This window comes from Methylobacterium sp. CCH7-A2, assembly GCF_001557075.1.
Taxonomy (GTDB): domain Bacteria; phylum Pseudomonadota; class Alphaproteobacteria; order Rhizobiales; family Beijerinckiaceae; genus Allobosea; species Allobosea massiliensis.
The window spans coordinates 1-24,165 of record NZ_LSKN01000220.1 but is presented as its reverse complement, the minus strand read 5'-3'; the positions used below and the strand labels follow the sequence as shown (position 1 = coordinate 24,165).

The 24,165-nt window shown below is 63.0% G+C and carries 23 protein-coding genes and 2 pseudogenes; 15 read left to right on the top strand and 10 right to left on the bottom strand.

Going from position 1 to position 24,165, the window contains the following annotated elements; all coding sequences use genetic code 11:
* Nucleotides 1-2,038: HAMP domain-containing protein (locus AX750_RS16235; RefSeq protein WP_197432835.1), on the bottom strand; the 2,038-nt coding region annotated here is incomplete at its 3' end.
* Between the two features lie 473 nt (nucleotides 2,039-2,511).
* On the opposite strand from AX750_RS16235, the gene AX750_RS26190 reads away from it, so the two are divergent.
* Both AX750_RS26190 and AX750_RS16230 read left to right on the top strand, forming a co-directional pair.
* Entirely contained in the window at nucleotides 2,512-2,880 is a 369-nt protein-coding gene (locus AX750_RS26190; protein ID WP_156450261.1) for a hypothetical protein, read from the top strand.
* 56 nt (nucleotides 2,881-2,936) lie between these two features.
* A pseudogene (locus AX750_RS16230) lies at nucleotides 2,937-3,056 on the top strand (transposase); the annotation flags it as partial.
* A gap of 102 nt (nucleotides 3,057-3,158) precedes the next feature.
* Here AX750_RS16230 and AX750_RS25605 read toward each other — a convergent pair.
* Both AX750_RS25605 and AX750_RS16225 read right to left on the bottom strand, forming a co-directional pair.
* Nucleotides 3,159-3,488, bottom strand: coding sequence for a MerR family transcriptional regulator (locus tag AX750_RS25605; RefSeq protein WP_082737689.1), 330 nt, complete (start codon nucleotides 3,486-3,488; stop codon nucleotides 3,159-3,161).
* A 125-nt stretch (nucleotides 3,489-3,613) separates the two neighbouring features.
* On the bottom strand, nucleotides 3,614-4,843 hold the full coding sequence (locus tag AX750_RS16225) for an EAL domain-containing protein (RefSeq protein WP_067254762.1): 1,230 nt from the start codon (nucleotides 4,841-4,843) through the stop codon (nucleotides 3,614-3,616).
* Nucleotides 4,844-5,125: 282 nt separating this feature from the next.
* Here AX750_RS16225 and AX750_RS16220 point away from each other — a divergent pair, with 282 nt between their 5' ends.
* From AX750_RS16220 to AX750_RS16210, 3 genes are read left to right on the top strand one after another with little or no spacing between them, the layout of a single operon-like run.
* Nucleotides 5,126-6,178: a LacI family DNA-binding transcriptional regulator gene (locus AX750_RS16220; RefSeq protein ID WP_067254766.1), complete on the top strand. Its 1,053-nt coding sequence runs from the start codon at nucleotides 5,126-5,128 to the stop codon at nucleotides 6,176-6,178.
* 25 nt (nucleotides 6,179-6,203) lie between these two features.
* The gene (locus tag AX750_RS16215; protein ID WP_067254759.1) at nucleotides 6,204-7,796 is read left to right on the top strand and encodes an acyl CoA:acetate/3-ketoacid CoA transferase; all 1,593 of its coding nucleotides are present in this window, start codon (nucleotides 6,204-6,206) and stop codon (nucleotides 7,794-7,796) included.
* Nucleotides 7,793-8,566 carry an enoyl-CoA hydratase/isomerase family protein gene (locus tag AX750_RS16210; protein WP_067254754.1) on the top strand — a complete coding sequence of 258 codons (774 nt, stop codon included), beginning with the start codon at nucleotides 7,793-7,795 and terminating at the stop codon, nucleotides 8,564-8,566. The genes AX750_RS16215 and AX750_RS16210 overlap by 4 nt, the downstream gene beginning before the upstream one ends.
* Before the next feature lie 378 nt (nucleotides 8,567-8,944).
* Here AX750_RS16210 and AX750_RS16205 read toward each other — a convergent pair whose 3' ends face one another.
* The 3 genes and pseudogenes from AX750_RS16205 to AX750_RS16195 all read right to left on the bottom strand — a co-directional run bounded on the left by AX750_RS16205 (nucleotide 8,945) and on the right by AX750_RS16195 (nucleotide 11,181).
* Nucleotides 8,945-9,373: a DUF1772 domain-containing protein gene (locus AX750_RS16205; RefSeq protein ID WP_067254750.1), complete on the bottom strand. Its 429-nt coding sequence runs from the start codon at nucleotides 9,371-9,373 to the stop codon at nucleotides 8,945-8,947.
* A gap of 424 nt (nucleotides 9,374-9,797) precedes the next feature.
* A pseudogene (locus tag AX750_RS16200) lies at nucleotides 9,798-10,472 on the bottom strand (nucleoside phosphorylase); the annotation flags it as partial.
* Between the two features lie 82 nt (nucleotides 10,473-10,554).
* A complete protein-coding gene (locus AX750_RS16195; protein ID WP_067254745.1) occupies nucleotides 10,555-11,181 on the bottom strand; it encodes a class I SAM-dependent methyltransferase in 627 nt (208 codons plus the stop codon).
* A gap of 221 nt (nucleotides 11,182-11,402) precedes the next feature.
* Between AX750_RS16195 and phnC the strand changes: the two genes are divergently transcribed.
* From phnC to AX750_RS16170, 5 genes are read left to right on the top strand one after another with little or no spacing between them, the layout of a single operon-like run.
* Nucleotides 11,403-12,158 (top strand): phosphonate ABC transporter ATP-binding protein, encoded by a 756-nt coding sequence (gene phnC / locus AX750_RS16190; RefSeq protein WP_082737687.1) that lies wholly within the window; start codon nucleotides 11,403-11,405, stop codon nucleotides 12,156-12,158.
* 33 nt (nucleotides 12,159-12,191) lie between these two features.
* Complete coding sequence (gene phnD, locus AX750_RS16185; RefSeq protein ID WP_067254742.1) at nucleotides 12,192-13,061, top strand: phosphate/phosphite/phosphonate ABC transporter substrate-binding protein; 870 nt, start codon at nucleotides 12,192-12,194, stop codon at nucleotides 13,059-13,061.
* Nucleotides 13,062-13,066: 5 nt separating this feature from the next.
* The gene (gene phnE, locus AX750_RS16180) at nucleotides 13,067-13,870 is read left to right on the top strand and encodes a phosphonate ABC transporter, permease protein PhnE (protein ID WP_067254738.1); all 804 of its coding nucleotides are present in this window, start codon (nucleotides 13,067-13,069) and stop codon (nucleotides 13,868-13,870) included.
* Complete coding sequence (locus tag AX750_RS16175) at nucleotides 13,867-14,871, top strand: phosphonate dehydrogenase (protein WP_067254735.1); 1,005 nt, start codon at nucleotides 13,867-13,869, stop codon at nucleotides 14,869-14,871. The genes phnE and AX750_RS16175 overlap by 4 nt, the downstream gene beginning before the upstream one ends.
* 26 nt (nucleotides 14,872-14,897) lie before the next feature.
* Complete coding sequence (locus AX750_RS16170; protein ID WP_067254732.1) at nucleotides 14,898-15,776, top strand: LysR family transcriptional regulator; 879 nt, start codon at nucleotides 14,898-14,900, stop codon at nucleotides 15,774-15,776.
* Nucleotides 15,777-15,782: 6 nt separating this feature from the next.
* Here the strand turns inward: AX750_RS16170 and AX750_RS26185 are convergent, their stop codons facing one another.
* Nucleotides 15,783-15,944 (bottom strand): hypothetical protein, encoded by a 162-nt coding sequence (locus AX750_RS26185; RefSeq protein WP_156450262.1) that lies wholly within the window; start codon nucleotides 15,942-15,944, stop codon nucleotides 15,783-15,785.
* 456 nt (nucleotides 15,945-16,400) lie between these two features.
* Here AX750_RS26185 and AX750_RS26180 point away from each other — a divergent pair, with 456 nt between their 5' ends.
* Entirely contained in the window at nucleotides 16,401-16,751 is a 351-nt protein-coding gene (locus tag AX750_RS26180) for a hypothetical protein (protein WP_068075697.1), read from the top strand.
* Nucleotides 16,752-17,193: 442 nt separating this feature from the next.
* Here the strand turns inward: AX750_RS26180 and AX750_RS16165 are convergent, their stop codons facing one another.
* The 3 genes from AX750_RS16165 to AX750_RS16155 are packed head-to-tail and all read right to left on the bottom strand — an operon-like array spanning nucleotide 17,194 to nucleotide 20,029.
* On the bottom strand, nucleotides 17,194-18,477 hold the full coding sequence (locus AX750_RS16165; RefSeq protein ID WP_067254729.1) for a TRAP transporter large permease: 1,284 nt from the start codon (nucleotides 18,475-18,477) through the stop codon (nucleotides 17,194-17,196).
* Between the two features lie 4 nt (nucleotides 18,478-18,481).
* Nucleotides 18,482-19,003, bottom strand: coding sequence for a TRAP transporter small permease subunit (locus tag AX750_RS16160; RefSeq protein ID WP_156450265.1), 522 nt, complete (start codon nucleotides 19,001-19,003; stop codon nucleotides 18,482-18,484).
* 15 nt (nucleotides 19,004-19,018) lie between these two features.
* Nucleotides 19,019-20,029: a TRAP transporter substrate-binding protein gene (locus tag AX750_RS16155; protein ID WP_067254722.1), complete on the bottom strand. Its 1,011-nt coding sequence runs from the start codon at nucleotides 20,027-20,029 to the stop codon at nucleotides 19,019-19,021.
* A 184-nt stretch (nucleotides 20,030-20,213) separates the two neighbouring features.
* Here AX750_RS16155 and AX750_RS16150 point away from each other — a divergent pair, with 184 nt between their 5' ends.
* The 4 genes from AX750_RS16150 to AX750_RS16135 are packed head-to-tail and all read left to right on the top strand — an operon-like array spanning nucleotide 20,214 to nucleotide 24,084.
* Complete coding sequence (locus AX750_RS16150; protein ID WP_082737686.1) at nucleotides 20,214-21,275, top strand: SMP-30/gluconolactonase/LRE family protein; 1,062 nt, start codon at nucleotides 20,214-20,216, stop codon at nucleotides 21,273-21,275.
* Nucleotides 21,272-22,381 (top strand): isocitrate/isopropylmalate family dehydrogenase, encoded by a 1,110-nt coding sequence (locus AX750_RS16145; protein WP_067254717.1) that lies wholly within the window; start codon nucleotides 21,272-21,274, stop codon nucleotides 22,379-22,381. Before AX750_RS16150 ends, AX750_RS16145 begins: the two co-directional genes overlap by 4 nt.
* Nucleotides 22,382-22,385: 4 nt before the next feature.
* Entirely contained in the window at nucleotides 22,386-23,420 is a 1,035-nt protein-coding gene (locus tag AX750_RS16140; protein ID WP_067254714.1) for a Gfo/Idh/MocA family oxidoreductase, read from the top strand.
* Nucleotides 23,383-24,084, top strand: coding sequence for a GntR family transcriptional regulator (locus tag AX750_RS16135; protein ID WP_067254711.1), 702 nt, complete (start codon nucleotides 23,383-23,385; stop codon nucleotides 24,082-24,084). Before AX750_RS16140 ends, AX750_RS16135 begins: the two co-directional genes overlap by 38 nt.
* Nucleotides 24,085-24,165 lie beyond the last annotated feature (81 nt).

The following is a 24,165-nucleotide window of genomic DNA, read 5'->3' as shown; positions in this document are numbered from 1 at the left end:
TCTGGAAGGCGATGTCGTCGATCACCCGGATGATGTCCGAGATCTTGGTCGAGGCGCTCTCGATGCGCGACATCGCGTCGACCGCCTTCCCGGCGATGGCGCCGCCGGTCTGTGCCGCCTGCATGGCCTCCGTGGCGACGCTCGCCGCCTGGCGCGAGGCCTGGGCGGTCGCCTTGACCGAAGCCGCAAGCTGCTCGGTCGTCGCCGCCGTCTCCTCCAGCGAGGAGGCCTGATCCTCGGTGCGCTTCGACAGGTCGTCGGCGCCCATGTTGATCTCGCGCGCCGCCAGACCGACATCGGCCGAGGTCAGCTGGATCGTGCGGACGGTCGAGGACAGGCGGTCGACGGTCTCGTTGATCGCCGTTTTCAGGGTCGCAAAGACGCCGTGATAGTCGCCCGAGACCGGGCGCGTCAGATCGGCGGCGGCAATGGCCTGCATCGCCTGGGCGAACTCGGTCGTCGACTGCTCGACCACCGCCGAGACCTGGTTCAGGCCCATGGCGATGTCGCGGACGAAGCCGTCCTTGTCGTCCAGCGACAGCCGCGCCGAGAAGTCGCCCTTGCGGGCGGCATCGACGACCGCCGCCACCTCGGCCTCGCTCTGCAGCTCGGCCGTGACGTTGCGCCAGATCAGGGTGTGGCCCATGATCCGCCCACCTTCGTCAGCGATATAAGCCATGTCGACCATGATCGCCTCGGACCCGACATCGTAGCGCACCTTGCGGACCTGGCCGTTGTCGAGGATGAGCTGGCGCTTCAGATTGGGGTTGCTGCGGTAGCAATCGATGTGCTGGCCCATCATGGCCTCGACGCGGAAGGCCGGCGACGCTGCCTGGAAGGTCGGCTCCAGCTGCCTCAGCATCCGCAGCAGCGATGCGCTGATGAAGGTGATCTTCTCGCCGGGATCGGTGATCATCAGCATGGTCGGCGACTGGTTCATCGCCGAGACTGTCAGGGCGCTGCGCCCGGCCTCGACACGACCCTGGTCGATCGCGCGGGCGATCGCGCCGATCTCGTTGCGCAACTCGGCATGGGGCACGGGGGGGCTATAATCCCCGGCCTCAAAGCGACAAATGGTTTCGATCAGATCACCGAGGGGTCGCCGGATCGAGCGCACGATCGCTATTCCCAGCAATAGCGTCAAAAGGAGAAAGCCGCCGACGATTCCCATCTTAAAACGCATGTCGGCGGTAAAGCCGTCTATACGCTTGGTTAGCAGCCGCGTCAGCTCCAGTTGGACGGGAGGAGCGATCGCTGTGCTGGCCGCCAGCACAGCATCGGCGGCTGCGATTAGTTGAGCCGGCGCAAGCAGTTTTCCACCGTCCGCAAGGGAGGCCGTGCCGGTCCCGACCATAGACGAGAGACGATGTGAGAGTTCCAGCAAGTTCTGCACCGGGCCGGAGAGGGTGCGCCTCACCTGTCCCTCGGCATTTCTCTCCATGGCTGATTGCAACGATGCGTTCAGAGCGTCGCGGGCCTTTTCGAGGCGGCTGGCGACCGCGACCAACTCCATAAACTCCTCGAGCGGAGCCTGGCCATTGCGCAGATAGGGCTGGATAGCCCGACGCAGGCCGATCGAGGCGGTCGATAGCTCTGGGAGCCGGACGATGATGGTGTCCATCAGGTAAAAGCTGTCGAGATCGGGGTCCAGCGTCAGGTTGGAACCGTCTGCGATCTTCTGCAGCGCCGCCTTGCCAGCTTCCAGTGCAAGCATTCGATCGGGCTTGCCAGCGGCTTCGATGAAGGCCTTGACGGCTTCCTCTGATTTGAACAGGGGATCAAACCGCGAAGCAGTTGTCTCGGCTGCCTGAAGTATGTCGCGCGGCGCCCCGCCGCTATCGGCAGTACCCAACGCCCGCATCACTGGGGAAAGAGCCTCGACGTAGGCGACGCCGGAGCGCTCGAGTTCGGCAAAGGTGATGTCTTTGTTGGCCGTCGCGACATACAGATACGTCATCATCGCAAACGGTGCCGCGACGGTGCCGAGCAGCACCAGAATTTTGGCGCCGATGCTGAGATGGGGAAACCTGAACGGCATTTTGGAATTCCGGGTCGCCATGTCGCGCATTCTCACCTCGGTCCAAGTTGATCTCGATCGCCAGCTCGTCGCACCGCCGCCGCTTTCAACCGCAGTTTTAGTGACGACGCGGGCTTTCGACGCAGCTGGAGTGACCCCAGCGACGCCGATTCATAGATTGGCTTACCTAACGTGATGTTAATCCGTCCGTCCGACAATCCGCTTCAAATTTTGGAAAGGAATTGATTTTGACATTTGTGACACATCGATGACAATAATTGTATTCTAATTCTGCATCTTATCTATGAGATAAATACTTAAAATAACAGATTATTACCGAGACAACAAAGTTTGATTTTCAAGTTCATTATAGGATTAATCTTTGTATTTTGAGTTGTTGTCGCAATTTATGTCGGTTTGGCGTTTGCTACGATAGCCGGCTCGATGGGTCTGGGCAGCTACCAATTCAGCGTTTCCCCGGTCTTGGCGCGCCTTTGTCACTGATCGCGCTGGCCGTGGCGGTGCCGATGATCCTGCCCGTCCGGCCTCTGCCGACGGGGTATAGGCACAATGGCGTAGCCCGCTCACGCGACGATGCGGTCCATCAACTGCTCGACCTCGTTCGCCAGCCTCTGGCTCTAGCTGTTCAACTGCCGGGCCGAGGCACTGCCCTGTCGGGCTGCCTCTGTCGTCAGCCGCGCGCCGCTGTTCACATCGTCGATCGTATGAGCGACCTCGGCGGTCAGATGCGCCGTGCGCTAGGCGTTGCTGGAGATATCGCCGATGACCGCGGTCTGCTCGACCAAGGCGGAGGCCATCGCGATCGCGACTTGCGACATGCGGTCGATGGTTTTGCTGACTGAATAGCTCCTAGCTTCCTGGACGCCTTCTTCGCTAATTTTGAGGCAAGGAGGCGACGATGGCGACCGGCAGTTTCAGTGAGGATTTCAAGCGCGATGCGGTGGCCCAGATCACCGAGCGGGGTTACCCGGTCGCCGAGGTTTCGCAGCGGCTTGGGGTGAGCCCGCACTCGCTTTATGCGCGGCTATCCGCAGACGGACGGTGGACACGGCGGCTCTAGGCGCGACCCTGGCGATCCAATGGCAGCAGCCGGGCACCAGGCGCGTTCCCCCATTTCGGTTCAGCCGTCTCCACTCGTACTCAGATATTCCTTAATCAGCAGAATGGCTTCCTCCAGCTCTGCGATTTCGTCGAGGCATAACGCGAGCTGATTCCTATATTGGTCATCGGAAATATTGCCACTGGCAATTTCCTTCAACGTAAAGCCCATTTTTATTAGCTTTACGATGTCAGATAAACGGGCTCTGTTGTCTTCATTAAAGACGCGAGGTGAGGTTCCATTTTCAGCATCACGGGACAGCTTTAACAGTCCCCTTTGCTCATAGAAGCGGATTGCCCGCAGCGTGAGCCCAAATTCCTCGGAAATTTGGCGTATCGAATAATGCGTCATGCCCTATCGGTATCGCTCCGCCCATGCCGAGGCAACGCACCCTCGCAGCTGTGTGTTGCGATCAACCTTTACCCAGCCCAGGCGCGGTGGGCGTGGCCGCCAGAGTCAGGCCTTGGCCGCAGGCTCTAGGCGGCCGCCGATGACAGGTCCGATACAGCCACGTCGATTGGTACGGGCCGACCGAGCCAGTAGCCTTGGCCCTTGCTCACGCCCAGCAGCTTCAGGGTCTGCAGTTCGGCATCGCGCTCGATCCCCTCGGCCAGAATCTGGCAGCCCGTCTCGCGCGCGTAGAAGATCAGCGCGCTGGCGAGCGCCCGTCGGGCCGGGTCGCCATCCACATTGCGCGTGAGGGACATATCGAGCTTGATGATGTCGGGCTTCAAGCGAACGATGTGCTGCAGTCCCGAATAGCCGGCCCCCGCATCATCGACCGCGAGGCGGACGCCCTCGCTCCGAAAGCCATCGAGCTTGGCCAACAGTCCTTCGTAGTCATGCACCAAGCCATGTTCCGTCACCTCGATCACGAGACGATGCGGGTCAAGCCGGCTGACGATGTCGCCGAATTCTGCGGCCATCACCGCCTCTGCGGAGGCATTGATCGTCAGGTAGATATGGCTCGGCAAACGACTGGCATGATCCAGAGCCGCCTCGATCGCCGCCAGCTCCAGCGGCACGCCAAGGCCGAGCTCAGCGGCTTCGGCAAACCATTTGTCCGGCGAGCGCCGGGGCTCCTGAGAGAAACGTGCCAGGCACTCGAAGCCGACAGCACGATCGCTGGCGAAATCCCAGATCGGCTGGACGTGAATGTCGAAGGCGCGCTTGTCGATGATCTGGGCGATCCGGGCGTGCCGGGCATCACGATCCCGGCTGCTGCGCCGATCCTCATCGATGTGCTGGGCGGTGATGTCTGCGAACGCGCGCATGACCTGGAGGTCGCGACCGTTCAGCGAATGATTGGCATGCGGGCTCAGGCAACAAAACATGCCGAAGACGGAACCATCGGACATCGTAAGAGGTACGCTGACATGCGCACCGATGGGGACTGCCTTGGTGATCGGCATGGCCGCGGCAAGTGGGATAGCCGAGGTGTCGGGGATCAACTCGGGCAGACGGCCCGCCAGGATATGGCGGCAATAGACATCGTCGAGCGAGCGTGAATCGCCCGGCTTGATCAACGCTTCCAGGCCGGGAGCGTCGACCGCCCGGAAAACTGAGTCATTGCGCACGAACTCCGACACATAGGCGACCTCCATGCCCAAATGCTGGCGCACCGACTGAAGCACGCGGTCGATCATGAAACCGTCGGAGCGGCCCGCCGTTTCTGTGCCGCTTGAGAGGCACGCAAGGATCGACATCTGAACCTCTCATCGGTGAAACACGATGCATCCCCGCTACTGTGCTGCATGGTCACCTAAGGGGACGTAAAGGCTTTGGAGCGGGCCGCCGGCCCTTGAGCTGCTGTGCCTCACCAAACGTCTCCTCACGGATTTCATTGGAACGTTCCATTTAAATAGAAACGATTTAAGCCTTATAGCGAAGCAGAAGGGCTTCTAATGGGGGCCTTGTAAGCTAATTTATTTGATGATAATGGAACGTTCCATTAAAAGATCAGCGCTTTGCTCATCAAGGACGAAACAGTGCCGCAGCCGCAAGGCAGCAAGGGAAAGGTGACGATTGTCGAGATCGCGGACGCCGCCGGCGTCTCCAAATCGACGGTCTCGCTCGTCCTCACCGGCCGCGGCGCGGTGAAGCCCGAGACCCGCCAGCACGTTCTGCAGACCATGAACCGGCTCGGCTATGTCTATAATCGCGGCGCCGCCAACCTGCGCAATGCGCAGTCCCGTATCGTCGGTCTTGTCCTCAACGACCTCTCCAATCCGTTCTTCGCCGAGTTCGCCATCGGCGTGGAGAAGGTGCTGCAGATGGCCGGCTATGTCGCCTTCATGGCCAACACCGCCGAGAGCGTCGTGCGGCAGGACCAGATGATGCGGATGATGCGCGAACATGGCGCCAGCGGCATCATCCTCTGCCCCGCGCTGGATACGCGGCTCGAGCATCTCGATTGGGCCAAGGCGGCCGGCGCCGCGCTGCTGGTGGCGATCCGCCGCCTGCCGGGAGCGGGAGCGAGCCTGGTGGTTCCAGAGAATCATCTTGGAGCCAGTCGCGTCACCCGCCATCTGATTAATCTCGGGCATGAGCGCATTGCCTTTCTGGGCGGCATGCATTCGATGGTCGTTCGGCAGGAGCGGCATGGCGGCTTCCTTGCGGCGATGGATGCATCCGGCTGCAGCTTTGATCCCGCGCTCAACCTCGAGAGCATGCCGACCCGCGACGGCGGCTTCGGCGCGATGAGCGCGGTGCTCTCGCTCGCGGATCGGCCGACCGCTGTCGTCTGCTACAACGACGTCACAGCCATCGGCGCAATGCTGGCGGCCGCGCGCCACAGCCTCGTCGTCGGGCGCGACATCGCCATCGTCGGCTTCGACGATACCAGCGAGGCGCGGCATGTCTCCCCCGCGCTAACCACCGTCGCGGTCCATCCCGTGGGGCTGGGCGAGCGGGCCGCTGCTCTGCTGCTGAAGCAGATCAACGATCCTGCCGCCGAGCCCGAGAGCTTCATCGGCCCCGCCCATCTCGTCATCCGCGAATCCTGCGGCGCCTATCAGCGCGCGCTCGCCGCCGCCGGCTGAAGCCTTTCGGAAGAGACAAGAGATCATGGCCTTCCCTCGCATCCTCTCCGCCGATGAAGCCGCCGCCCTGATCCCGGACGAGGCAATCGTCACGGTCTCCTCCTCCTCCGGCCTCGGCTGCCCGGACGCGGTACTTGCGGCGATCGGCCGGCGCTTCGATGTGTCCGGCCATCCGCGCAACCTGACGACGTTGCACCCGATCGCGGCCGGCGACATGTGGGGCGTCAAGGGCATCGACCATCTGGCAAAGCCCGGCCTGCTGGCGCGGATCATGGGCGGCTCCTACCCGTCCGGCCCATCCTCGGCCGAGCCGCCTGCGATCTGGAAGATGGTCACGGGCGACGAGATTCCGGCCTACAACATCCCGAGCGGTATCCTCTTCGACATGCATCGCGAAGCTGCCGCCAAGCGTCCGGGCGTGCTGACCAAGATCGGTATGGATACCTTCGTCGATCCCAGGCACCAGGGCTGCGCCATGAATGCGCGCGCTATGGCCGAGCCGATTGTTTCCCGCGTCGAGTTCGACGGTGACGACTGGCTCTATTTCCGCAGCATCGTGCCGAAGGTCGCGATCATCCGCGCCACCACGGCCGACGAGCGCGGCAACCTCTCCTACGAGCACGAGGGCGGCCTGCTCGGTCCGCTCGATCAGGCGCTGGCCGTGCGCAACAATGGCGGTATCGTCATCGCGCAGGTTAAGCGCGTGGTCGAGGCCGGCAGCCTCAACACCCAGGCCGTCTTCGTGCCCGGCATCCTCGTCGATGCGATCGTGGTCGCGCCCGACCAGATGCAGACGACGCAGACCGTCTACGACCCTGCGATCTCCGGTGAGGTGCGCCGGCCGCTGTCGAGCTTCGAGACCCCAGCCTTCGACGTCGCCAAGGTGATCGCGCGACGCGTGGCGCAGGAACTCCGCTATGGCGACGCCGTCAATATCGGCTTCGGCATCTCGGCCAATGTGCCGCGCATTCTGATCGAGGAAGGCCAGCACGGCTCCGTCACCTGGGTCATCGAGCAGGGCGCCGTCGGCGGCGTGCCGCTGCTCGAATTCCAGTTCGGCTGCGCCTCAAATGCGGAGGCGATCGTGCCCTCTCCTTACCAGTTCACCTACTTCCAGGGAGCGGGCTTCGACATGTCGCTGCTCTCCTTCCTGCAGATCGACAGGCAGGGCTGCGTCAACGTTTCCAAGCTCGGCGTCAGGCCCCATGTCACGGCCGGCGCCGGCGGCTTCATCGACATCACCGCGCGCGCCAAACGCATCATCTTCTCCGGCTATTTCAGCGCGGCCGCCAAGCTCGCGATCGCTGACGGGAAGCTCGTCATCGAGAAGGAAGGCAAGGTGAAGAAGTTGGTCGAGGCTGTCGAGCACATCTCCTTCTCGGGCCCGCGCGCTGTCGCACAGGGACAGGACATCACCTATGTCACCGAGCGCTGCGTGATGAAGCTGACGGCCGAGGGCATCGTCGTCACCGAGATCGCGCCGGGCGTCGATCTGGAGCGCGATATCCTCGCCCAAAGCGAGTTCTTACTGAAGGTGCCGAAGCCGCCAAAGCTGATGGACGTTGCGCTCTTCAACGAGGCGCTGATCGGGCTCAAAGTTCCGGCGAGAGCGGCATGAGCGAACCCGTCCGCCTCGACATAGCGTCCGGCATCGCGACGATCACGCTCGCCCGGCCGGAAAAGCTCAATGCGCTCGACGACGTCATGGTCAGTTTGCTCGGCAGGTTCGCTGACGCGATCGATACCGATCGGTCGGTGCGCGCCGTTATCCTGACGGCCGAGGGCAAGGCCTTCTGCGCCGGCGGCGACATCGTCGCCTGGGGAGGGCTCTCACCTTTGGAGATGGGGCAGGGCTGGGTGCGCTCTGGTCACCGCGTCTTCGATAAGCTGGCACGGATGAAGCCGCCGGTCATCGCCGCGATGAACGGCCATGCCCTCGGCGGCGGCCTCGAACTTGCTGTCACCGCCGATATCCGCATCTGCGAGGTCCAGGCCAAGATCGGCCTGCCCGAGACCGGGCTCGGCATGATCCCGGGCTGGTCGGGCACACAGCGTCTGGTCAGGCGCCTCGGTGGACAGGTCGCGCGGCGCCTCGCGCTCTCCGGCGAGATCGTGACCGCCGAACAGGCGTTGACGCTCGGCATCGTCGATCAGGTCGTCGAGAAAGGCGGCGCGCTCGCGGCCGCGCAGGCCATGGCCGAGCGCATCTGCCGACGCGGGCCGGTCGCGAACCTCATCGTCAAGCAGCTGATCAATGCCGCCGAGGGCGAGGATAGCGGCGCGGTCATGGAAGCGCTGGCGAGCTCGCTCATTTCCTACACGGATGACGTCAAGGAAGGCGTCGCGGCCTTCCAGCAGAAGCGCACACCGACGTATCGGGGGGAATGAGATGGCGCGCCCCGTTGCCATGATTACCGTCGCAAGACGCGGCATCGGTCTCGCCCTCGCCAAGCCACGACATCGCCTTCAGCGATATCGTCGAGGACGAGGCCGTAGCCGAAGCAATGAAACTGTTAGAAGCGGAAGGGGCGAGGGTCCGCTTTTTCAGGCACGATGTCGCGGAGGTCGCGAGCCATGCCGGTCTCATCGCGGATGTGAAGACCGCCTTTGGCCGGCTTGTTCTCTTCGTCTCACGGAAGAGTAGATCACCGCGATTATCAGGGAACAGGAATCGGGTGTCACGGTCGGCGAACTCTGCCGCAAGCAGGTGTGAGCGACGTCAGCATCTACAAGCGGAAGGCGAAGTTCGGTGGTATAAATGACAGCTCAGTTCAGCGCCCAAAGATACGCGAGTGTCGCGGCAATGCCGAGCGTCGTTCGGACGGCATGAAGGCGACCCCAGCTTTCGATCAAGCTACGCGACGCCGGTCCCGCATCAGCTTCGGCAATCGCCTTCAACTTGTTATTCGTCGGCATCATGCCCAGCAGGGTGTAGGGCCAGTTGGCCAGGATCAGGGCTGCTCCAACAACCCAGCGCCAATCTTTTGTGAGCCACGCCGCAGCAAGGCCCATTGAGGCAGAGGCAACTGCCAAGCTGCCTTGCATGACGAAGCCGCCCGCATAACTCGGCTTCCACTCCTTCAACATGCTCTTATCATCAAGACCGAGACGCGCAGGTTGTTCCGCGATGTTTATGTAAAAAGCAGCCCCTCCGAAGGCTGCGGCCAACACAAGAGCGATTTGTCCCGCAATCATCCCAGTTGGCCTTTTTTATCTCGTGCACTTTGCGAAATACTATTCCGAGTTTGTGATGTTGACCAGCGGGCATGGTCAGCAGCCTCATATTCGCCAGAGAAAATTGCCTGAGCAAGGCAGTAGAGATCCGCTCGCCGACGCTCGGAAATCCTTGATCCTGCAGGGTGCGCTCTCGCGCTGACCGTGCGCTGTGAGCGCCGCGGCACAATCGCGCCACATCGGCTCCGGGATTTCCTGTGCCGCGTCCGGAAACCTCCTTGGCGGGCCGCTGCCGGCGTCCTTTAGCGCTTAGAGGATCGGGGCGAGACCACAATGGCGACAATCAGAAAGCTCCGAGGCCGCTGGCCGGTGCGACGGCGCGGCATGGCCCCTCGCGCGAAGAGCTTCGACAAGAAGACCGACTGCCGTTGACATGGCCCATCTGGTTGGTGACGTGGGCGAAGCAGACGGCGCGCTTGCCGCAAGCCTGCGCGAAGGCATACAGCGCGGCAGCCTCCATCTCGACGGCGAGCAGGCCGCGTGCGGTCATGGTGGCGATGGCGCGCTCCGTCTCCCTGAAAGGCGCGTCGGTGGTCCAGGTCGCGCCGCGCAGCACCGGCTCACGCATGCCGTCGAAGGCGCTCTCGAGCGCAGCGATGACGCCAGTGTCGGCCTGGGCGAAGTCCGATGGCGGCAAGTAATGGTAGCTCGTGCCCTCGTCGCGCAGGGCCTGTTCGATCAGGATGAAATAAGGCGGCGGCCGCACCGGCTGCAGTTGCCCAGACGAGGTCATGCTGATCAGAAGCCTGCAGCCGGCGGCGAAGAACTGTTCCGCCACCAGCACGGCATAGGAAGCGCCGACGACGCAGCCAACGATGCCAAACTCGACGTCGCCCTCCACGAAACGATCTAGTTCGCTGTGATAGCAGGCCCAATCTCGGTCAGTCGTTGCGCGTCCGTCCTGGCGCAGCCGCCGGACGAGATCGCCATCGGGGTCGAGCACGCAGATCGCCGGCACGTCGCGCACGGCCAGACCTTCGTGGCGGCGCGCTTCGCGCAGCAGGTTTCCCGGCTCGAAGGCGGATGCTTCAGAGTGGTGCTTGTTGGCCAGTATCGGCATGGGCCTGTCGCGGTGGTCTGTCATGGTGTCGTGGGCTCGCTCGCCAGGCCTTGCGCCATTCTGGTCATGACTGCACCGCCGCTCACGTCGCTGACTTCCTAAACAGGCACCAGATGAAATCCTGACGATTCCCGGCGGGCGTCAGATGTGTCTGCGGCTGTTGGTTTACGAGTTCATAGTCCGCCCCGAGCTCTGCCTGGAGCATAGCTGCCGAATAGCGCCTCACGGGAAGTCCGCTGCATCGCTCCGGGCCGGTCAGGGAGAAGGGCGCGAGGATGACGAAGCCCCCAGGCCTGAGGCCGCAATCGAGGGCGCGGACATAGGCGGCGCGGTCGGCTGCCTCGACGAGGAAATGAAACACCGCACGGTCGTGCCAGAGTGCAAAGGCGTCCTGCGGGGGATGCCAAGCGGTCACGTCCTGGGCGCACCATGTCACGCGGCCGCCGTGGTCTCCCAACCGCTTCTGCGCGACGGCGAGGCCGGCCTCGGCGATGTCGAGCACGGTCAGGGTCGAGTGGCCGGCACCCAGCAACCTGTCGATCAGCACAGAGGCGCCGCCACCGATGTCGATGATGGGGGCATTGGCGCTGATCCCGGAACGCGCGATCAGGTCGAGCGAGAGCGTCGGGTCGTCCTGGAACCAGCTGACCTCGTCCGCCTGCCGGGTGCTGTAAACATTTTCCCAATGCTGCTGGCGCGGGCTCGACATGGCTGGCTCTCCGATGCTGCGACGACCCCTTGGGCCGCCGGCCGTTTGGCGGCAGCAAAGCCCGTCATGACGAGGCGGTCATCCCCCGCCGACGCACGAATTACGTCTAACACAACGTCCTCGTGTCACGCAGGCGTCACGTTTGCGCATTAGCGATAATCCGAACTATAATGATTTTTGTTCGGATTATACGAACGAATTTCTGCTGAAGGAGAGTGTTGATGCTGTCGGTTGTCGATGTTTCCGTCACCTACCCGAACGGTGTCGAGGCACTGAAGACGACTAATGCGACTTTCGCGCGCGGGCAGTTCATCGTGCTGCTCGGCAAGTCGGGCGCCGGGAAATCGACCCTTCTGCGTAGCCTGAACGGACTTGTCCGGCCGACGCAGGGCGATGTCCGGAGCGAGGGGCACGGATCGATCTTCGCCAGCGGGGCGACGTTGCGGGCCCACCGCCGCCGGACGGGCATGATCTTCCAGCAACACCACTTGATCGGCCGTCTGACGGCGCTTGAGAACGTTCTGACCGGCCGCCTGGCTTCACACGGGTTTCTGAGGTCGCTCGCGCCTCTGCCCCGCGCTGATCGAGTCATGGCGCTTGAGGCTCTCGACCGGGTCGGTCTTGCCGACCGCGCACTGGATCGCGCCGATCAACTCTCGGGCGGGCAGCAGCAACGGGTCGGGATAGCGCGTGCGATGGCGCAGAAGCCCGAGATCGTGCTTGCAGACGAGCCGGTCGCTAGCCTTGATCCCGCGACCGCCGCCAAGGTGCTGGAGGACCTGCACCGGATCTGCCGGGAAGATGGCATCACCGCGATCGTCAGCCTTCATCAGGTCGAACTGGCGCGCCAGTTCGGCGACCGGATCTTTGGCCTGGCGAAGGGAGAGATCGTGTTCGAGGACGGTCCCGAGTCAGTCGGCGGCATCGCTCTTGACCACATTTACCAGACGCGCACGGCCGAACTTGTCGCCGCCTAAAAATCGACCCCTACAATCGATCAGGACATCGTCATGAAGCGCAGAACGTTCATCGCCTCAGCCGCTACGGCTGGCCTATTTGCTCTGGCCGGCCCTGCCTCCGCCGACAAGGCAAACCCGGACAAACTGCGCATTGCGCTTTTGCCGGATGAGAACGCGTCCACGATCATCCAAAATGCGCAGCCGCTCAAACTCTTTCTGGAGAAGACGATTGGCAAGCCAGTCGAGATCATCGTGACGACGGACTATTCGTCAATGATCGAGGCGATGCGGTTCGGTCGGATCGAGGTCGGATATTTTGGTCCGTTCTCCTACGTCCTAGCGAAGTCGAAGGCGCCGGAAATCGAGCCGTTCGCTGTCGGCGTCGAGAAGGGCAAGCCGAACTATAACTCCATTCTGATCGCCAACGTCGATGGTCCGGTTAAGGAACTGGCTGACGTGAAAGGCAAGCCGTTCGCATTCGGCGATCAGGCTTCGACGTCGAGCCATCTCGCGCCGCGCGCGCATCTGGCCAAGAACGGCCTGATCGGGGACAAGGATTACAAGGTCGTCCATCTTGGCAAGCACGATGCGGTGGCGCGAGCAGTCGCGGCCGGACAGATTCCCGCCGGCGCCCTGTCGGAGGCGATCTATAGGGTTCTGGTCGAGACAAACAAGGTCGATGCGACCAAGCTCAGGCAAATCGCTCTGTCGGACCCGATCCCGAACTACCCGATGACGATTCAGGGCTACCTCAAGCCTGAACTCAAGGACGCGATCAGGAAGGCGTTCCTCGAACTCAAGGATCCCGAGATCCTCAAGCTGTTCCGGGTCGAGCGGCTCGCGCCAGCCACCGACAAGGACTATGACGTCTTGCGCGACATGGCGAAGATCCTCAATCTCGATATCGCCAAGCTCGGGTGATTGGCATGAGCGCATCCGGGTCCTTCGATACAATTCTTGCCGAAGAACGCCGCTCCGCCTTGCGTGGGGCGGGGCTTCTGGCCGCGATCATCGCCGTCTGCGTCATCGCGTTGGGTGTGACGGGATTTTTCGACCTCCAGCGCTTCATCGAGAGCGGCCCGGCGATCAGCCAGCTTGCCGACGAAATGATCCCGCCCGATTTCGGGCGCTGGCAGTCTTGGCTGCGGCCGCTATTTGACACCCTTGCTATGTCGATCGCGGGCACGGCGCTCGCGGTCGTCTTCTCGCTGCCGCTGGCGCTGTTGGCCGCCCCGAACACCAGCCCGCACCCGGCTGTCTGTTTTGCCGTCCGAACCCTTTTGGCGTTCCTCCGTTCCGTGCCGGAGATCATCCTTGGCGTGCTGTTTGTGGCGGCCGTCGGCTTTGGCGCATTGCCCGGCGTATTGGCGCTGGCGCTTCACTCGGTCGGGATGGTCGGCAAGTTCTACGCTGAGGCGATCGAACATGTTGACCCCAAACCTCTGGAAGCGGCGCGAGCGGCCGGCGCGACACCACTGCAGGTCATCGCGCATGCGGTCCTGCCGCAGGTCCTGCCGCAGCTCACGGACGTGACGATCTATCGCTGGGAGTATCATTTCCGCGCTTCGGCCGTGCTTGGCATCGTCGGAGCCGGCGGGATCGGGTTCGAGCTGATCGCGGCCTTGCGCCTGCTGAACTATGATCAAGTATCGGCGATCCTGCTCTCGATTCTCGCCTGCGTCGTCGCCGTCGACAGCATCGGCGCATCTCTCCGAAAGTCTCTAAAATGACAAGCTCGCCATTGGCGGCCTTGCCTCTTGTTGTCCTGACCAGCCGGTCCTTCGACGAAACCCGCGCGACGTTCGATGGCGCGGCGCGTGTTTTGTCCAACCAGGCGGTCGAGCCTTGGTCGCGCGAGTCGCTCATCGAGCGCTGCCAAGGCGCGTCCGCTCTCATGGCGTTCATGCATGATTACATCGACGGCGCTTTTCTCGATCGATGCCCCGATCTGCGGATTATCGGCGCCGCGTTGAAGGGCTATGACAACATCGACGTCGAAGCGGCGACGGAGCGCGGCGTCTGGGTCACCATCGTGCCCGACCTGCTGACCGTGCCAACGGCAGAGCTGGCGGTCGGGCTCACGATCGCGCTTGGACGCCATATCCGGATCGGCGACGAGCGAATCCGGCATGACGGCTTCGCAGGTTGGCGGCCGCAACTCTACGGGACAGGTCTGTCGGGTTCAACCGTTGGAATCGTCGGGTTTGGACAAGTGGGGCAGGCCATCGCGCGATGCTTGTCGGGCTTCAACTGTCGGCTGATCGCCTGCGACGCGCAGGATCGCGAGATATCCCAGCCCATCGAGATGGTGGCGCTGTCGGCTTTGCTGGCACAGGCCGACATCGTGATCCTGGGACTCCCGCTGACCCCAAGCACTCTCTCTTTGATGGACGCCGCCACCATCGCCCAGATGAAACCGGGTGCTCTCCTGGTCAATCCAGCCCGTGGGTCGCTCGTCGACGAGCAAGCTGTCGCCGATGCCCTCGATAGCGGTCGACTGGGCGGCTACGCTGCCGACGTCTTCGAATGCGAGGATTGGGCGAGGCCCGACCGACCTCTCGCGATCCATCCTCAACTGATCGCGCAACGGGCCCGCACTGTCCTGACGCCGCATCTCGGCTCGGCGGTGACCCTAGCGCGGCGCCAGATCGAGCTATCGGCCGCGCATAGCATCCTTCAAGCTCTGGCTGGGGCCGCGCCTGACGGCGCGGTCAACCAACCTCACATCTGATGCGCTCTCTGGATGACGACTAATCGATGCTGAATCTTGTCCATGCGCGAACCTTTCTAGCAATCGTCGAGACGCGTGGGGTGAGATCGGCTGCGCGTCTGCTCGAACTCGCGCCGTCGACGATCATCGATCACATCCGCCAGTTGGAAGAGGAACTGGCTGTTCCCCTGCTCGATCGCCAGACCCGAGAGGCCAGAACAACGGCGGAAGGGGAGCGTTTCCTGCCCATCGCGCGTGCGCTCGTCGAGACAGCAGAGCGCGCACCTGCCCTGTTGCGCGATCGCCATTTGCGAATTGTCTCCTCGAGCAATGTCGGCATCTACATGCTGCAGCCATCGATCGCGGATTTTCAGACCACGACCGGCATCACTGTCGAAACCTGGATTGGCCCCAATCCCGATGCGATCGACCGCATGGGGCGCGGCGAAGCCGATCTTGCCGTGCTGGAATGGTGGGACGAGCGAAAGGGCTTCTCGGCCCGGACATGGGCATGCGAGCCGCTCGTGATCATCGTTGCCCCCGGTCATCGCTGGGGCGGGCTTGACGCGCTCACGGTCGAGGAGTTGCTCACAGAGCCATTGCTGGGTGGTGAGCCTGGGACAGGGACAGGCCGGCTGCTGCGTCAGCAGCTTGGACCCCTGGCAGATCAATTGATGACGATCGGCGGTTTGGGGAGCACGGAGGCTGTCAAGCGCGCCGTGCGTGCGGGTCGCGGTGCTTCCGTCGTGATGAGGTCGGCCGTTACAGACGAGATTGCGGCTCATCAACTGGTGGCGCTGTCTTTGCGCGGGATCGCGCTGTCCAAAGAGATCAAGATGGTCGTCCCAGAGGCTCTGCCATCCACGGCTCCCGCGATGGGTTTTTTCGCGGATGCCGGTCCGGAGCGTTCATACACGGTTATATGAGGGCGATCACTCGACCTCATCGGCACGAGGATAAACGATGATGTTGTCGCGGGCGGCGTGGAGCCTGCCATAGGTTTTGAAAGCCAGCTTCATCGAGCGGAAGACCCGGCCGGATGAGAGCTGAACGTCGCCGGCATCGAAAATGGCGTATTTAGCGGCTTCGGTCATGGGGCGCACCTTGGGTCTGTTCGCTGCTCATAGCGTTAGCCGGTGTGCCCTGAGCGCGACCAGGCGCTCACAGGCTGCGCTGGCGCTGGAACGACAGCATGGGTGCTTCGAACGCCACGAAGCCAGCCGGAGAATCTCCCTGAGCTTCCTACGATGCTTCTGGAAGTGGCTCGGCGCTGTCGCGCCCGTCCCGCGCACTTTTGACAATGTTTCTGTCGCGAGCCGGCCGAAGGTGGGATGCACTACGTTGGTCGCTGGCAGCATCGGTCTGCTTCGCGCATCGAGAGGATGCAGATTCTCCTTCGGTTCAAGCGTCACGCAGTCCGTGAGAACACCGCGCAGGGGTGTCCGATTGCGGAGACGGCCGAGCGTCTGAAGATCAGCAAATACTTGCGCGAATCTATCAGAAATTTTACCAAATCGCTTCACCTTGGTGCAGTGACATGAACCACTGGAATGCTCATGCCTTTACGATCGCCCTTCGATACTGGCTGGCCGCGCTATGCCGTGGCATCGCACGTTCTGTTTTGGAGCACTGCAGCCGCGTTCCTCCTCAGCTGTGTGGGAGGCTATGCAGGACTGATCGGTGGCCAGATCGTTATCTCGCTGTTCTGGTTTTGGATAGCTTCTGGATTTCTTCTGGGTTTGGCCGCTTCATTCTCAGGAAAACTATACATCGGAAACCAGGTCTTCAGGCGATCACCTCTGACAGGCTGGGTGGCCAGGACGGCGGGTATTGTCGTTTCGGCATTGGCGGCGTTCATCATGCTTTTTGCCTACGGGCTCATGCACGTGCGGTTCGGTTGAGCGCCCAAGGCGAACTGCGCGTCGCCCGTTCATGGTTTGATCTCAAAGCCGCGATCGGCAACCGAGGCGGTGAAGACGAAGGCACAGCTAATCATGATGACGGTCAGGACGGCGGCGACAATCTTGGTCACCCGCCCCCGCCACAACCGCGGCGCGCCCGACACGCTTCGAACACGTGACCACGGCCGCTTTGGGCCCTTGCTCGCCGCAAATCCCTCGTTGCCCCCCCCGCGCCGCGATCGGCTATTGCCCTTTTACGGATTGCGCCCGTAACTCAGCTGGATAGAGCGCTGCCCTCCGAAGCTGGGTTTTTGCCGGAAGCGCGGCCTAAATTACATCCCCGGAGAGCCGAAACTGACGCTACCCAGTCACTCTGACTGATCCCATCACAGCATCCGTCGCGTCGCCCCGCGCGTCGCGGGCGGTGGCCTTCACCATGGCGCTACCGACTGAGCCAGACCAACGCCATTGGAACAGCCTCGACATATGTCACGAGCGCGAGCACGGCGAGGGCAATCGCAAACATCGGCAGCAACTCACGGGAAATCGCACCCATCCCAACATTCGCAATCCGCGCCGCAACGAACAGGGTGCCGCCGACCGGCGGTGTGTAGAGCCCGATCGCGAGATTGAAGGTCATGATCAGCCCGAGATGGACCGGATCGACACCGAACGCCGTTGCGGTCGGAATGAACAACGGCGCGGTCAGGATGAGCGCAGGCAGTGGTTCGAGGAAGATGCCGATCAGGATCAGGAGAACGTTCAGCAGTCCGAGGAACACCCATTTCGAACTGGAAATCTGGGCGATCCAGGCCGAGAACTGCGCTGGCACCTGCTCGACCGTGATCAGCCAGGCCAGCGCCGCCGTTGCGCCGATCACGACCAAGACGACCGCGCTGGTTATCATCGCCTGGAGGGCGAGCCCAGGCAGCGCGCTGAGCGGCAACTCGCGATAGACCACGAATGCCAGCAACAGCCCATAGACGACGGCGATCGCGGCAGCCTCGGTTGGTGTGAACAATCCGCTGTAAATGCCGCCCAGAATGATCACGGGGGCGATCAGCGCCGGAACTGTGTCGAGGAAGGAGGCGCGAAGCTGCTTGAAGTCGGGCCGTGTGCCGCCGACATCGCAGCCGAGCTTGCGGCCCTTGTAGATGCACAGCGCCATCAGGCAGCCGGCGAACAGCAGGCCGGGAACCACGCCAGACAGAAACAGCTCCGCCACGGAGACGTTGCCGACGAAGCCGTAGACCAGCAGCGGGATCGAGGGCGGGATCAGGATGCCGAGCGTGCCGGAGGTGGCAACCAGTGCCGCCGAAAACGGCGGCGGATAACCCTTCCGTTTCATGCCGGGAATCATGACCGAGCCGATCGCGGCTGAATCCGCGACGGCCGAGCCGGAGATCGCGCCAAACAGCGTTGCAGACGAGACGGTGACGACGCCGAGCCCGCCCGGCAGAAAGCCCAGGAGACTGCTCGCGAAGGCGATCAGCCGGCGTCCGACGCCGCCCTGGCTGATTAACTCGCCGGCGAGGACGAACAGGGGAATCGCAGCGAGATACAAGGGCTCCACGCCACCGACATAGGTCAGGAAGATCGCTTCCATGGGGTAGAAGCGCCCGAACACGGCGATCGTGGCGAGCGTGGTCAGCAACAGGGACCAGACCAGCGGCATGCCGAGCAGTGCCAGGCCGAAGAAGAGCACGCAGATGACGACGAGGACCACGGCGCTACTCCACGGCCGGTGCGAGGGCAGCCTCGCCGCGCAGCAGGAGCGAGGCGTCATAGGCGACGTAGATCGCGGTGAGCAGTGAGCCGATCGGCATCGCGAGATACTGGAGCCCCACGGGCCAGTGCAACACGCTCATCTCCTGCGTCATGGTGCGCTCGACGATCAGCAGGCCGCGCCAGATCAGCAGGCCAAGGAGGATCAGGATCGCGAGTCGTGTCACCAGTTCCAGCCCGCGACGTATTTGCGGAGTAGCCGCCTCGATCAATTCGGTGATCCGCATATGGGCTCCACGCCGCGCCGCGGCGGCGGCTCCGACAAACGTCGCCCAGACCAAACAGAATTCGCCGAACTCGGTGTTCCAGGCGATGTCGATGTTCAGGAAACCGCGCGCCAGGACATTGGTGAACATCACCACGACGAGCACGAGCGAGAGCCCGACCAGAGCGATGTCGATGGCATCGCCCAGAACCCGCAGGGCAGCGGGTTCTGGGCGATGCGGGCGGTGGAAAAACGCTGTCACCGGTTCGCGCACGCGTCAGTTGGACGGGAGAGCTTTGCGGATGGCGTCGGCCGATGCGAGCATCGCATCGACATCCTTGGCGCCGAACGCGTCTTTCGCCTTCTGGTAGACCGGCTGGACGGCGTCGCGGAACGGCCCGATCGCGGGTTTCGCGACTTTGGCACCCTTGGCTGTCATCTCAGCCAATTGCCGTTCCTCGTCACCCCGCACGAGTTGGCGAGACAGAGCCGAGGACTCCTTGGCGGCCTTCGACACGGCGTCCCGATCCTGGGCCGACAGGCGCTGCCAGGTCGCTTCCGCGATGGCGAGCGGCAGTGGCGAATAGACATGTCGCGTCAGCGTGATGTTGGGCGCGACCTCGTAGAAGCGCAGGGAATAGATCGTATCGGTCGGATTCTCCTGACCGATGACCGTGCCCTGCTGGATGGCGAGATAGACCTCGGTCACCGGCAAGACGATCGGCGAGAAGCCGATCGACTCCATGATCCAGCGGATCATGTCATTCGGGAACACCCGCATCTTCTTGCCCTTGGCGTCGGCCGGGCTCGCGAGAGGCTCCTTGGTGGTGAAGGAGCGGAAGCCCGCCTCCCAGGTGGAGAGGATGCGGATGCCCTTCTTGGGCAGTTCGTCGAACTGCGCTTTGAGGTAGGGCGACTCGTCGTAGAGTTTCCAGCCCTGTTCGTAGGTATCGACCAGGAACGGCAGCCCGGCGAGGTTCAAGGCCTTGTTCTGCGTCGCATAGGTGCCGGTCGCCGTCACCGTGAAGTCGATGCCGCCCAGCTGCAGCTGCTCCACCGCCTTGGGATCGTTTGCGAGCTGGCCGGAGTGGAAGACCTGCACCTTGAGCTTGCCCTTGGAATACTCCTCGACCTTCTGGGCGAAGAGTTCGGCCGCCTTCTGACGCGAGCCGACGGGCGTGTCGGTGTGGCTGAAGCGCAGTGTCGTCTGCGCGAGGGCGGAACCGGCGCAAAGCGCCGATAGAAGGCCCGCCCCCAGGATTGCTGCGAATTGACGCTTTGTCGTCATGGCTTGTCCTCCCTTGTGGCCGGCACGTAGTCAGCCAGCTGGTCACGCGTCCTCGCCGTCCGCTCTTGTCGGCGGTTGGCAGATCATCCCTGATGCAGAGGCGGTTGCCTTCGCTGCATCTTGGATTTATGCATACATTAACAAACGCGGTAGTCAACGCATCAGTCTGGAGTGATTCCTCGGCATGACAGAATCTGCGACCCAGAAACGCGCAGGCAGCGTCGCTCTGGATAGTTTGGCGTTCCTGGGTCGCGGGCTCAGCCGTCCGGAATGCGTCGTCACCCATCGCTCCGGCTTCCTCTTCGCCGCGGACTGGACGGGCAGCGGCGGCGTCGCGCTGATCGCGCCCGAGGGGCGCGTTACGCGCCTGCTGGCGCGGGATCGCGCGACGCCGCTGCGACCCAACGGCATCGCCTTGGAGCCAGGAGGATCCTTCCTCATCGCCCATCTCGGACAGAATGATGGCGGTCTGTTCAGGCTGTATCCGGATGGCCGGACCGAGACGCTGGTCGCGCATATCGACGGGGCGCCGATCCCACCTTCGAATTTCGCTCTGTGCGACAGGCGCGGGCGCATCTGGCTCACCGTATCGACTCGGATCGTGCCCCGAGGCGACGACTACCGCCCGACGGCCTCGTCGGGCTTCATCGCACTGGTCGAGAACGGCGTCGCCCGCATCGTCGCCGATGGCCTGGGCTATGCCAACGAATGTGCCCTCTCCGCCGATGAGCGCCATCTTCTCGTCAACGAGACCTTTGCGCGGCGGCTCACCCGGTTCGACGTCGGGCCCGACGGCGATCTGTCAAATCGCACGACATTGGCCCGCTTCGGCGAGGGTACGTTTCCCGACGGCGTCGTCCTGGACGCCGAGGGCTGTGCATGGGTCACCAGCATCGTCTCGAACCGCGTGATCCGCGTCAGCCCCGACGGCGCGCAACAGATCATGCTCGAGGACTCGCAGCCAGGGCACCTCGCCTGGGTCGAGGCGGCCTTCCAGGCAGGCACGATGGGGCGGCCGCATCTCGACGGGGTCAAGAGCGACAGACTGAAGAATGTTTCCAGCCTCGCCTTCGGAGGCCCGGCTTTGACGACGGCCTATCTCGGCTGCCTTCTGGACGATCGGGTTCCCTTCTTCGACGCCGCGGTGCAGGGCGAGCGTCCGACCCATTACGATTTCGATATCGGCCCTCTGGCGGCGCTTGCCGCCAGTCGGTCACCCGACGAATCTCCGACGAGGACATCATGAGCGCCAACGACACATTCCAGATCTGCGTGCTGCCGGGCGATGGCATCGGCGTTGAGGTGACGGCACCGAGCCTCGCCGTCCTCGAGGCCGCGACCGGGCGCATCGGCGGCTTCCGCCTGGCTTTCGACCAGAGGCAGGCCGGCGCCTTGTGCTACCGCGACACGGGCGTTGCCCTGCCGAGGGAAACGCTCGCGGCGGCGGCGCAGGCCGATGCCATCCTGCTCGGCGCGATGGGCTGGCCCGATATCCGCTACGCAGACGGGACCGAAATCTCCCCGCAGATCGATCTGCGCATCGAGTTCGGGCTCTATGCCGGCGTCCGTCCGGTCAGGACATTGCCGAACATGAAGCCCGTCCTGGCCGATGAGCGGGCGCAGACGCTTGATTTCGTGGTGATCCGCGAGTCCACCGAAGGCCTCTTCTCTTCCCGGGGCAAGGGCGTTGTCGTCGAAGACCGTGAGGCGCGCGACACGATGGTCATCACGCGGGCGGTTTGCGAACGCCTGTTCGACTTCTCCTTTCGCCTCGCTCGCGAGCGCAAGGGCCGCGGGGGCAAGGGGATCGTGACCTGCGTCGACAAAGCCAATGTGTTCGCAAGCTTCGCCTTCTTCCGGAAGGTCTTCGACGAACGGGCGAGGCTGTTCCCGGACATTCGCGCAGAGCACGCCTATATCGATGCCACGGCGCTCAATATGGTCCGCCGGCCGTGGGACCTCGATGTGCTGGTCACCGAGAACATGTTCGGCGACATTCTTTCCGACCTCGGCGCCGGTCTGATGGGAGGGATGGGCTTTGCCCCCTCGGCGGACATCGGCGACCGCCAGGCCGTGTTCCAGCCCTGCCACGGCACGGCCCCCGACATCGCCGGCCAGGACAAGGCGAACCCTACCGCAATGTTCCTGTCTGCCGCGATGATGCTGGAATGGCTCGGTGCCAAGCATCAGCGACCCGAAGCCATCATGGCGGGAGGGCTGATCCGCTCGGCTGTGGACATGGCCTTCGCCGACGGCCTCCATCCCTACGAAATCGGGGGGCGAGACGGCACTCGCGAGATCACGCGACGCGTCCTCGACGCGATCGGACTCGCCGAGCCGGTTGCAGCCTGAACCGATGCCGCTTCCCCCTCCCATTCGTGTCGCAGCGGTCGGCGCCGGCTATTTCAGCCGGTTCCAGTATCGCGCCTGGAAACGGATCCCAGAGGTCGCCCTGGTCGGCATCTGCAACCGGACGCTCGACCCGGCTCTCGCCTTTGCGGCAGAGTTTGCGATTCCTGGGGCGTTCGACGACCTCGGTCGCATGCTCGACGAGACCCGCCCCGATCTGGTCGACATCATCACCCCGCCGGAAACTCATCTCGCGACCATCGCGGCGGTTGCCGCGCGCGGCATCGACATTATCTGCCAAAAGCCGTTCTGCCGCACGCTGGCCGAAGCCAGGCAGGCGATGGACATCGCTGATCAAGCGGGTGTCACGGTGACCATTCATGAGAACTTCCGCTTCCAGCCCTGGCACCGAGAGATCAAGCGCCTGTTGGACGAAGGGGCCCTCGGCGAGGTCTACCAGGCGACGTTTCGTCTGCGGCCCGGCGACGGTCAGGGGGAACGAGCCTATCTTGATCGCCAGCCCTATTTTCAGACGATGCCGCGGCTGCTCGTGCATGAGACGGCGATCCACCTTATCGACACGTTTCGCTTCCTCTTCGGCGAGGCGGAGGAGGTCTTCGCATCCCTGCGCAAGTTGAACCCGCGGATCGCGGGCGAGGATGCGGGCCTAATTCTCCTGGATATGAAGAACGGCGTGCGCTGCCTGTTCGACGGCAATCGCCTGGCCGACCACAAGGCCCGCAACCGCCGGTTGACGATGGGCGAGATGGTGATCGAAGGGCAGCGAGGCACCCTTTCGCTCGATGGCGATGGCGGGTTGACGTTGCGCCCTCATGGCGAGAATGAAGCTCGGGTCGTCGCCTATGCGTGGTTGGACACAGATTTCGGCGGCGATTGCGTTTATGGCTTTCAGCGCCATGTCATTGATCATCGACTTGGCCGCGGGCATCTGGAGAATACGGGGCGCGCTTATCTGACCAACATCGAGATTGAGGAAACGGTTTATGCCTCTGACGCCGAAAGACGGCGGATCGCACTTTGAGCAAGATCGGGTCTCAAGCGCCGAACGCGCCTATCGAGCGCTGAAGGACTTGATTCTTTCGAACGAGTTGCCGGCAGGCAGTCAGTTGCTCGAGCAGGAGGCCGCCCTGCGCCTGGGCATGAGTCGCACGCCCGTTCGCGAGGCCATGATCCGGCTAGAGCAGGATGGCGTCGTCGAGATTAGGCCGCGCCATGGCATGCGCGTCCTGCCGGTTTCAGCCGCCGACATGCGCGAAATTTATGACGTATTGACCTCGCTTGAAGCGACGGCTGCAGAAATGGTTGCGCGCAAGGGCGTCACGGCCGAGGAGCTTCAAGGATTGAAGGATGCCGTGGGCGAGATGGAGGCTGCACTGGCCAGCGACAATCTCGACGGTTGGGCCGCAGCGGATCATCGCTTCCATGAACTCTTGGTGAAGTTAGCCGGCAATCAGCGCCTGCAGCAGATCGTGACCCAGCTCAGCGAGCAGGCCCATCGCGCGCGAATGCTGACGCTGAGACTCCGACCGAAGCCGATCGGCTCCAATCGCGACCATGCGATGTTGGTGGATGCCATCGCCGCACGGGATGAAGAGGCTGCACGGAGAATTCACTATGAGCACCGCGCAAAGGCTGGAGACATGCTTGTCGGCCTGCTTGATAGCCTCGGGTTCAAGCAGCTGTAGGATAGCCTCAACATGCGCAAGCGAGGTTCCGTCGGATCGAGTTCCATCAGGCCCTCACGAGTTTGGCGACGACGGCGAGCA

Excerpts from the sequence above, each read along its gene's own strand:
- AX750_RS26185 (WP_156450262.1), bottom strand. The coding sequence starts at position 15,944 with ATGACCGAAGCCGCTAAATACGCCATTTTCGATGCCGGCGACGTTCAG.
- AX750_RS16150 (WP_082737686.1), top strand. The coding sequence starts at position 20,214 with ATGACAGAATCTGCGACCCAGAAACGCGCAGGCAGCGTCGCTCTGGAT.
- AX750_RS16205 (WP_067254750.1), bottom strand. The coding sequence starts at position 9,373 with ATGATTGCGGGACAAATCGCTCTTGTGTTGGCCGCAGCCTTCGGAGGG.
- phnC (WP_082737687.1), top strand. The coding sequence starts at position 11,403 with ATGCTGTCGGTTGTCGATGTTTCCGTCACCTACCCGAACGGTGTCGAG.
- AX750_RS16195 (WP_067254745.1), bottom strand. The coding sequence starts at position 11,181 with ATGTCGAGCCCGCGCCAGCAGCATTGGGAAAATGTTTACAGCACCCGG.
- AX750_RS26180 (WP_068075697.1), top strand. The coding sequence starts at position 16,401 with ATGCTCATGCCTTTACGATCGCCCTTCGATACTGGCTGGCCGCGCTAT.
- AX750_RS16215 (WP_067254759.1), top strand. The coding sequence starts at position 6,204 with ATGGCCTTCCCTCGCATCCTCTCCGCCGATGAAGCCGCCGCCCTGATC.
- phnD (WP_067254742.1), top strand. The coding sequence starts at position 12,192 with ATGAAGCGCAGAACGTTCATCGCCTCAGCCGCTACGGCTGGCCTATTT.
- AX750_RS16155 (WP_067254722.1), bottom strand. The coding sequence starts at position 20,029 with ATGACGACAAAGCGTCAATTCGCAGCAATCCTGGGGGCGGGCCTTCTA.
- AX750_RS25605 (WP_082737689.1), bottom strand. The coding sequence starts at position 3,488 with ATGACGCATTATTCGATACGCCAAATTTCCGAGGAATTTGGGCTCACG.
- AX750_RS16175 (WP_067254735.1), top strand. The coding sequence starts at position 13,867 with ATGACAAGCTCGCCATTGGCGGCCTTGCCTCTTGTTGTCCTGACCAGC.
- AX750_RS16170 (WP_067254732.1), top strand. The coding sequence starts at position 14,898 with ATGCTGAATCTTGTCCATGCGCGAACCTTTCTAGCAATCGTCGAGACG.
- AX750_RS16135 (WP_067254711.1), top strand. The coding sequence starts at position 23,383 with ATGCCTCTGACGCCGAAAGACGGCGGATCGCACTTTGAGCAAGATCGG.
- AX750_RS16140 (WP_067254714.1), top strand. The coding sequence starts at position 22,386 with ATGCCGCTTCCCCCTCCCATTCGTGTCGCAGCGGTCGGCGCCGGCTAT.
- phnE (WP_067254738.1), top strand. The coding sequence starts at position 13,067 with ATGAGCGCATCCGGGTCCTTCGATACAATTCTTGCCGAAGAACGCCGC.
- AX750_RS16225 (WP_067254762.1), bottom strand. The coding sequence starts at position 4,843 with ATGTCGATCCTTGCGTGCCTCTCAAGCGGCACAGAAACGGCGGGCCGC.
- AX750_RS16145 (WP_067254717.1), top strand. The coding sequence starts at position 21,272 with ATGAGCGCCAACGACACATTCCAGATCTGCGTGCTGCCGGGCGATGGC.
- AX750_RS16210 (WP_067254754.1), top strand. The coding sequence starts at position 7,793 with ATGAGCGAACCCGTCCGCCTCGACATAGCGTCCGGCATCGCGACGATC.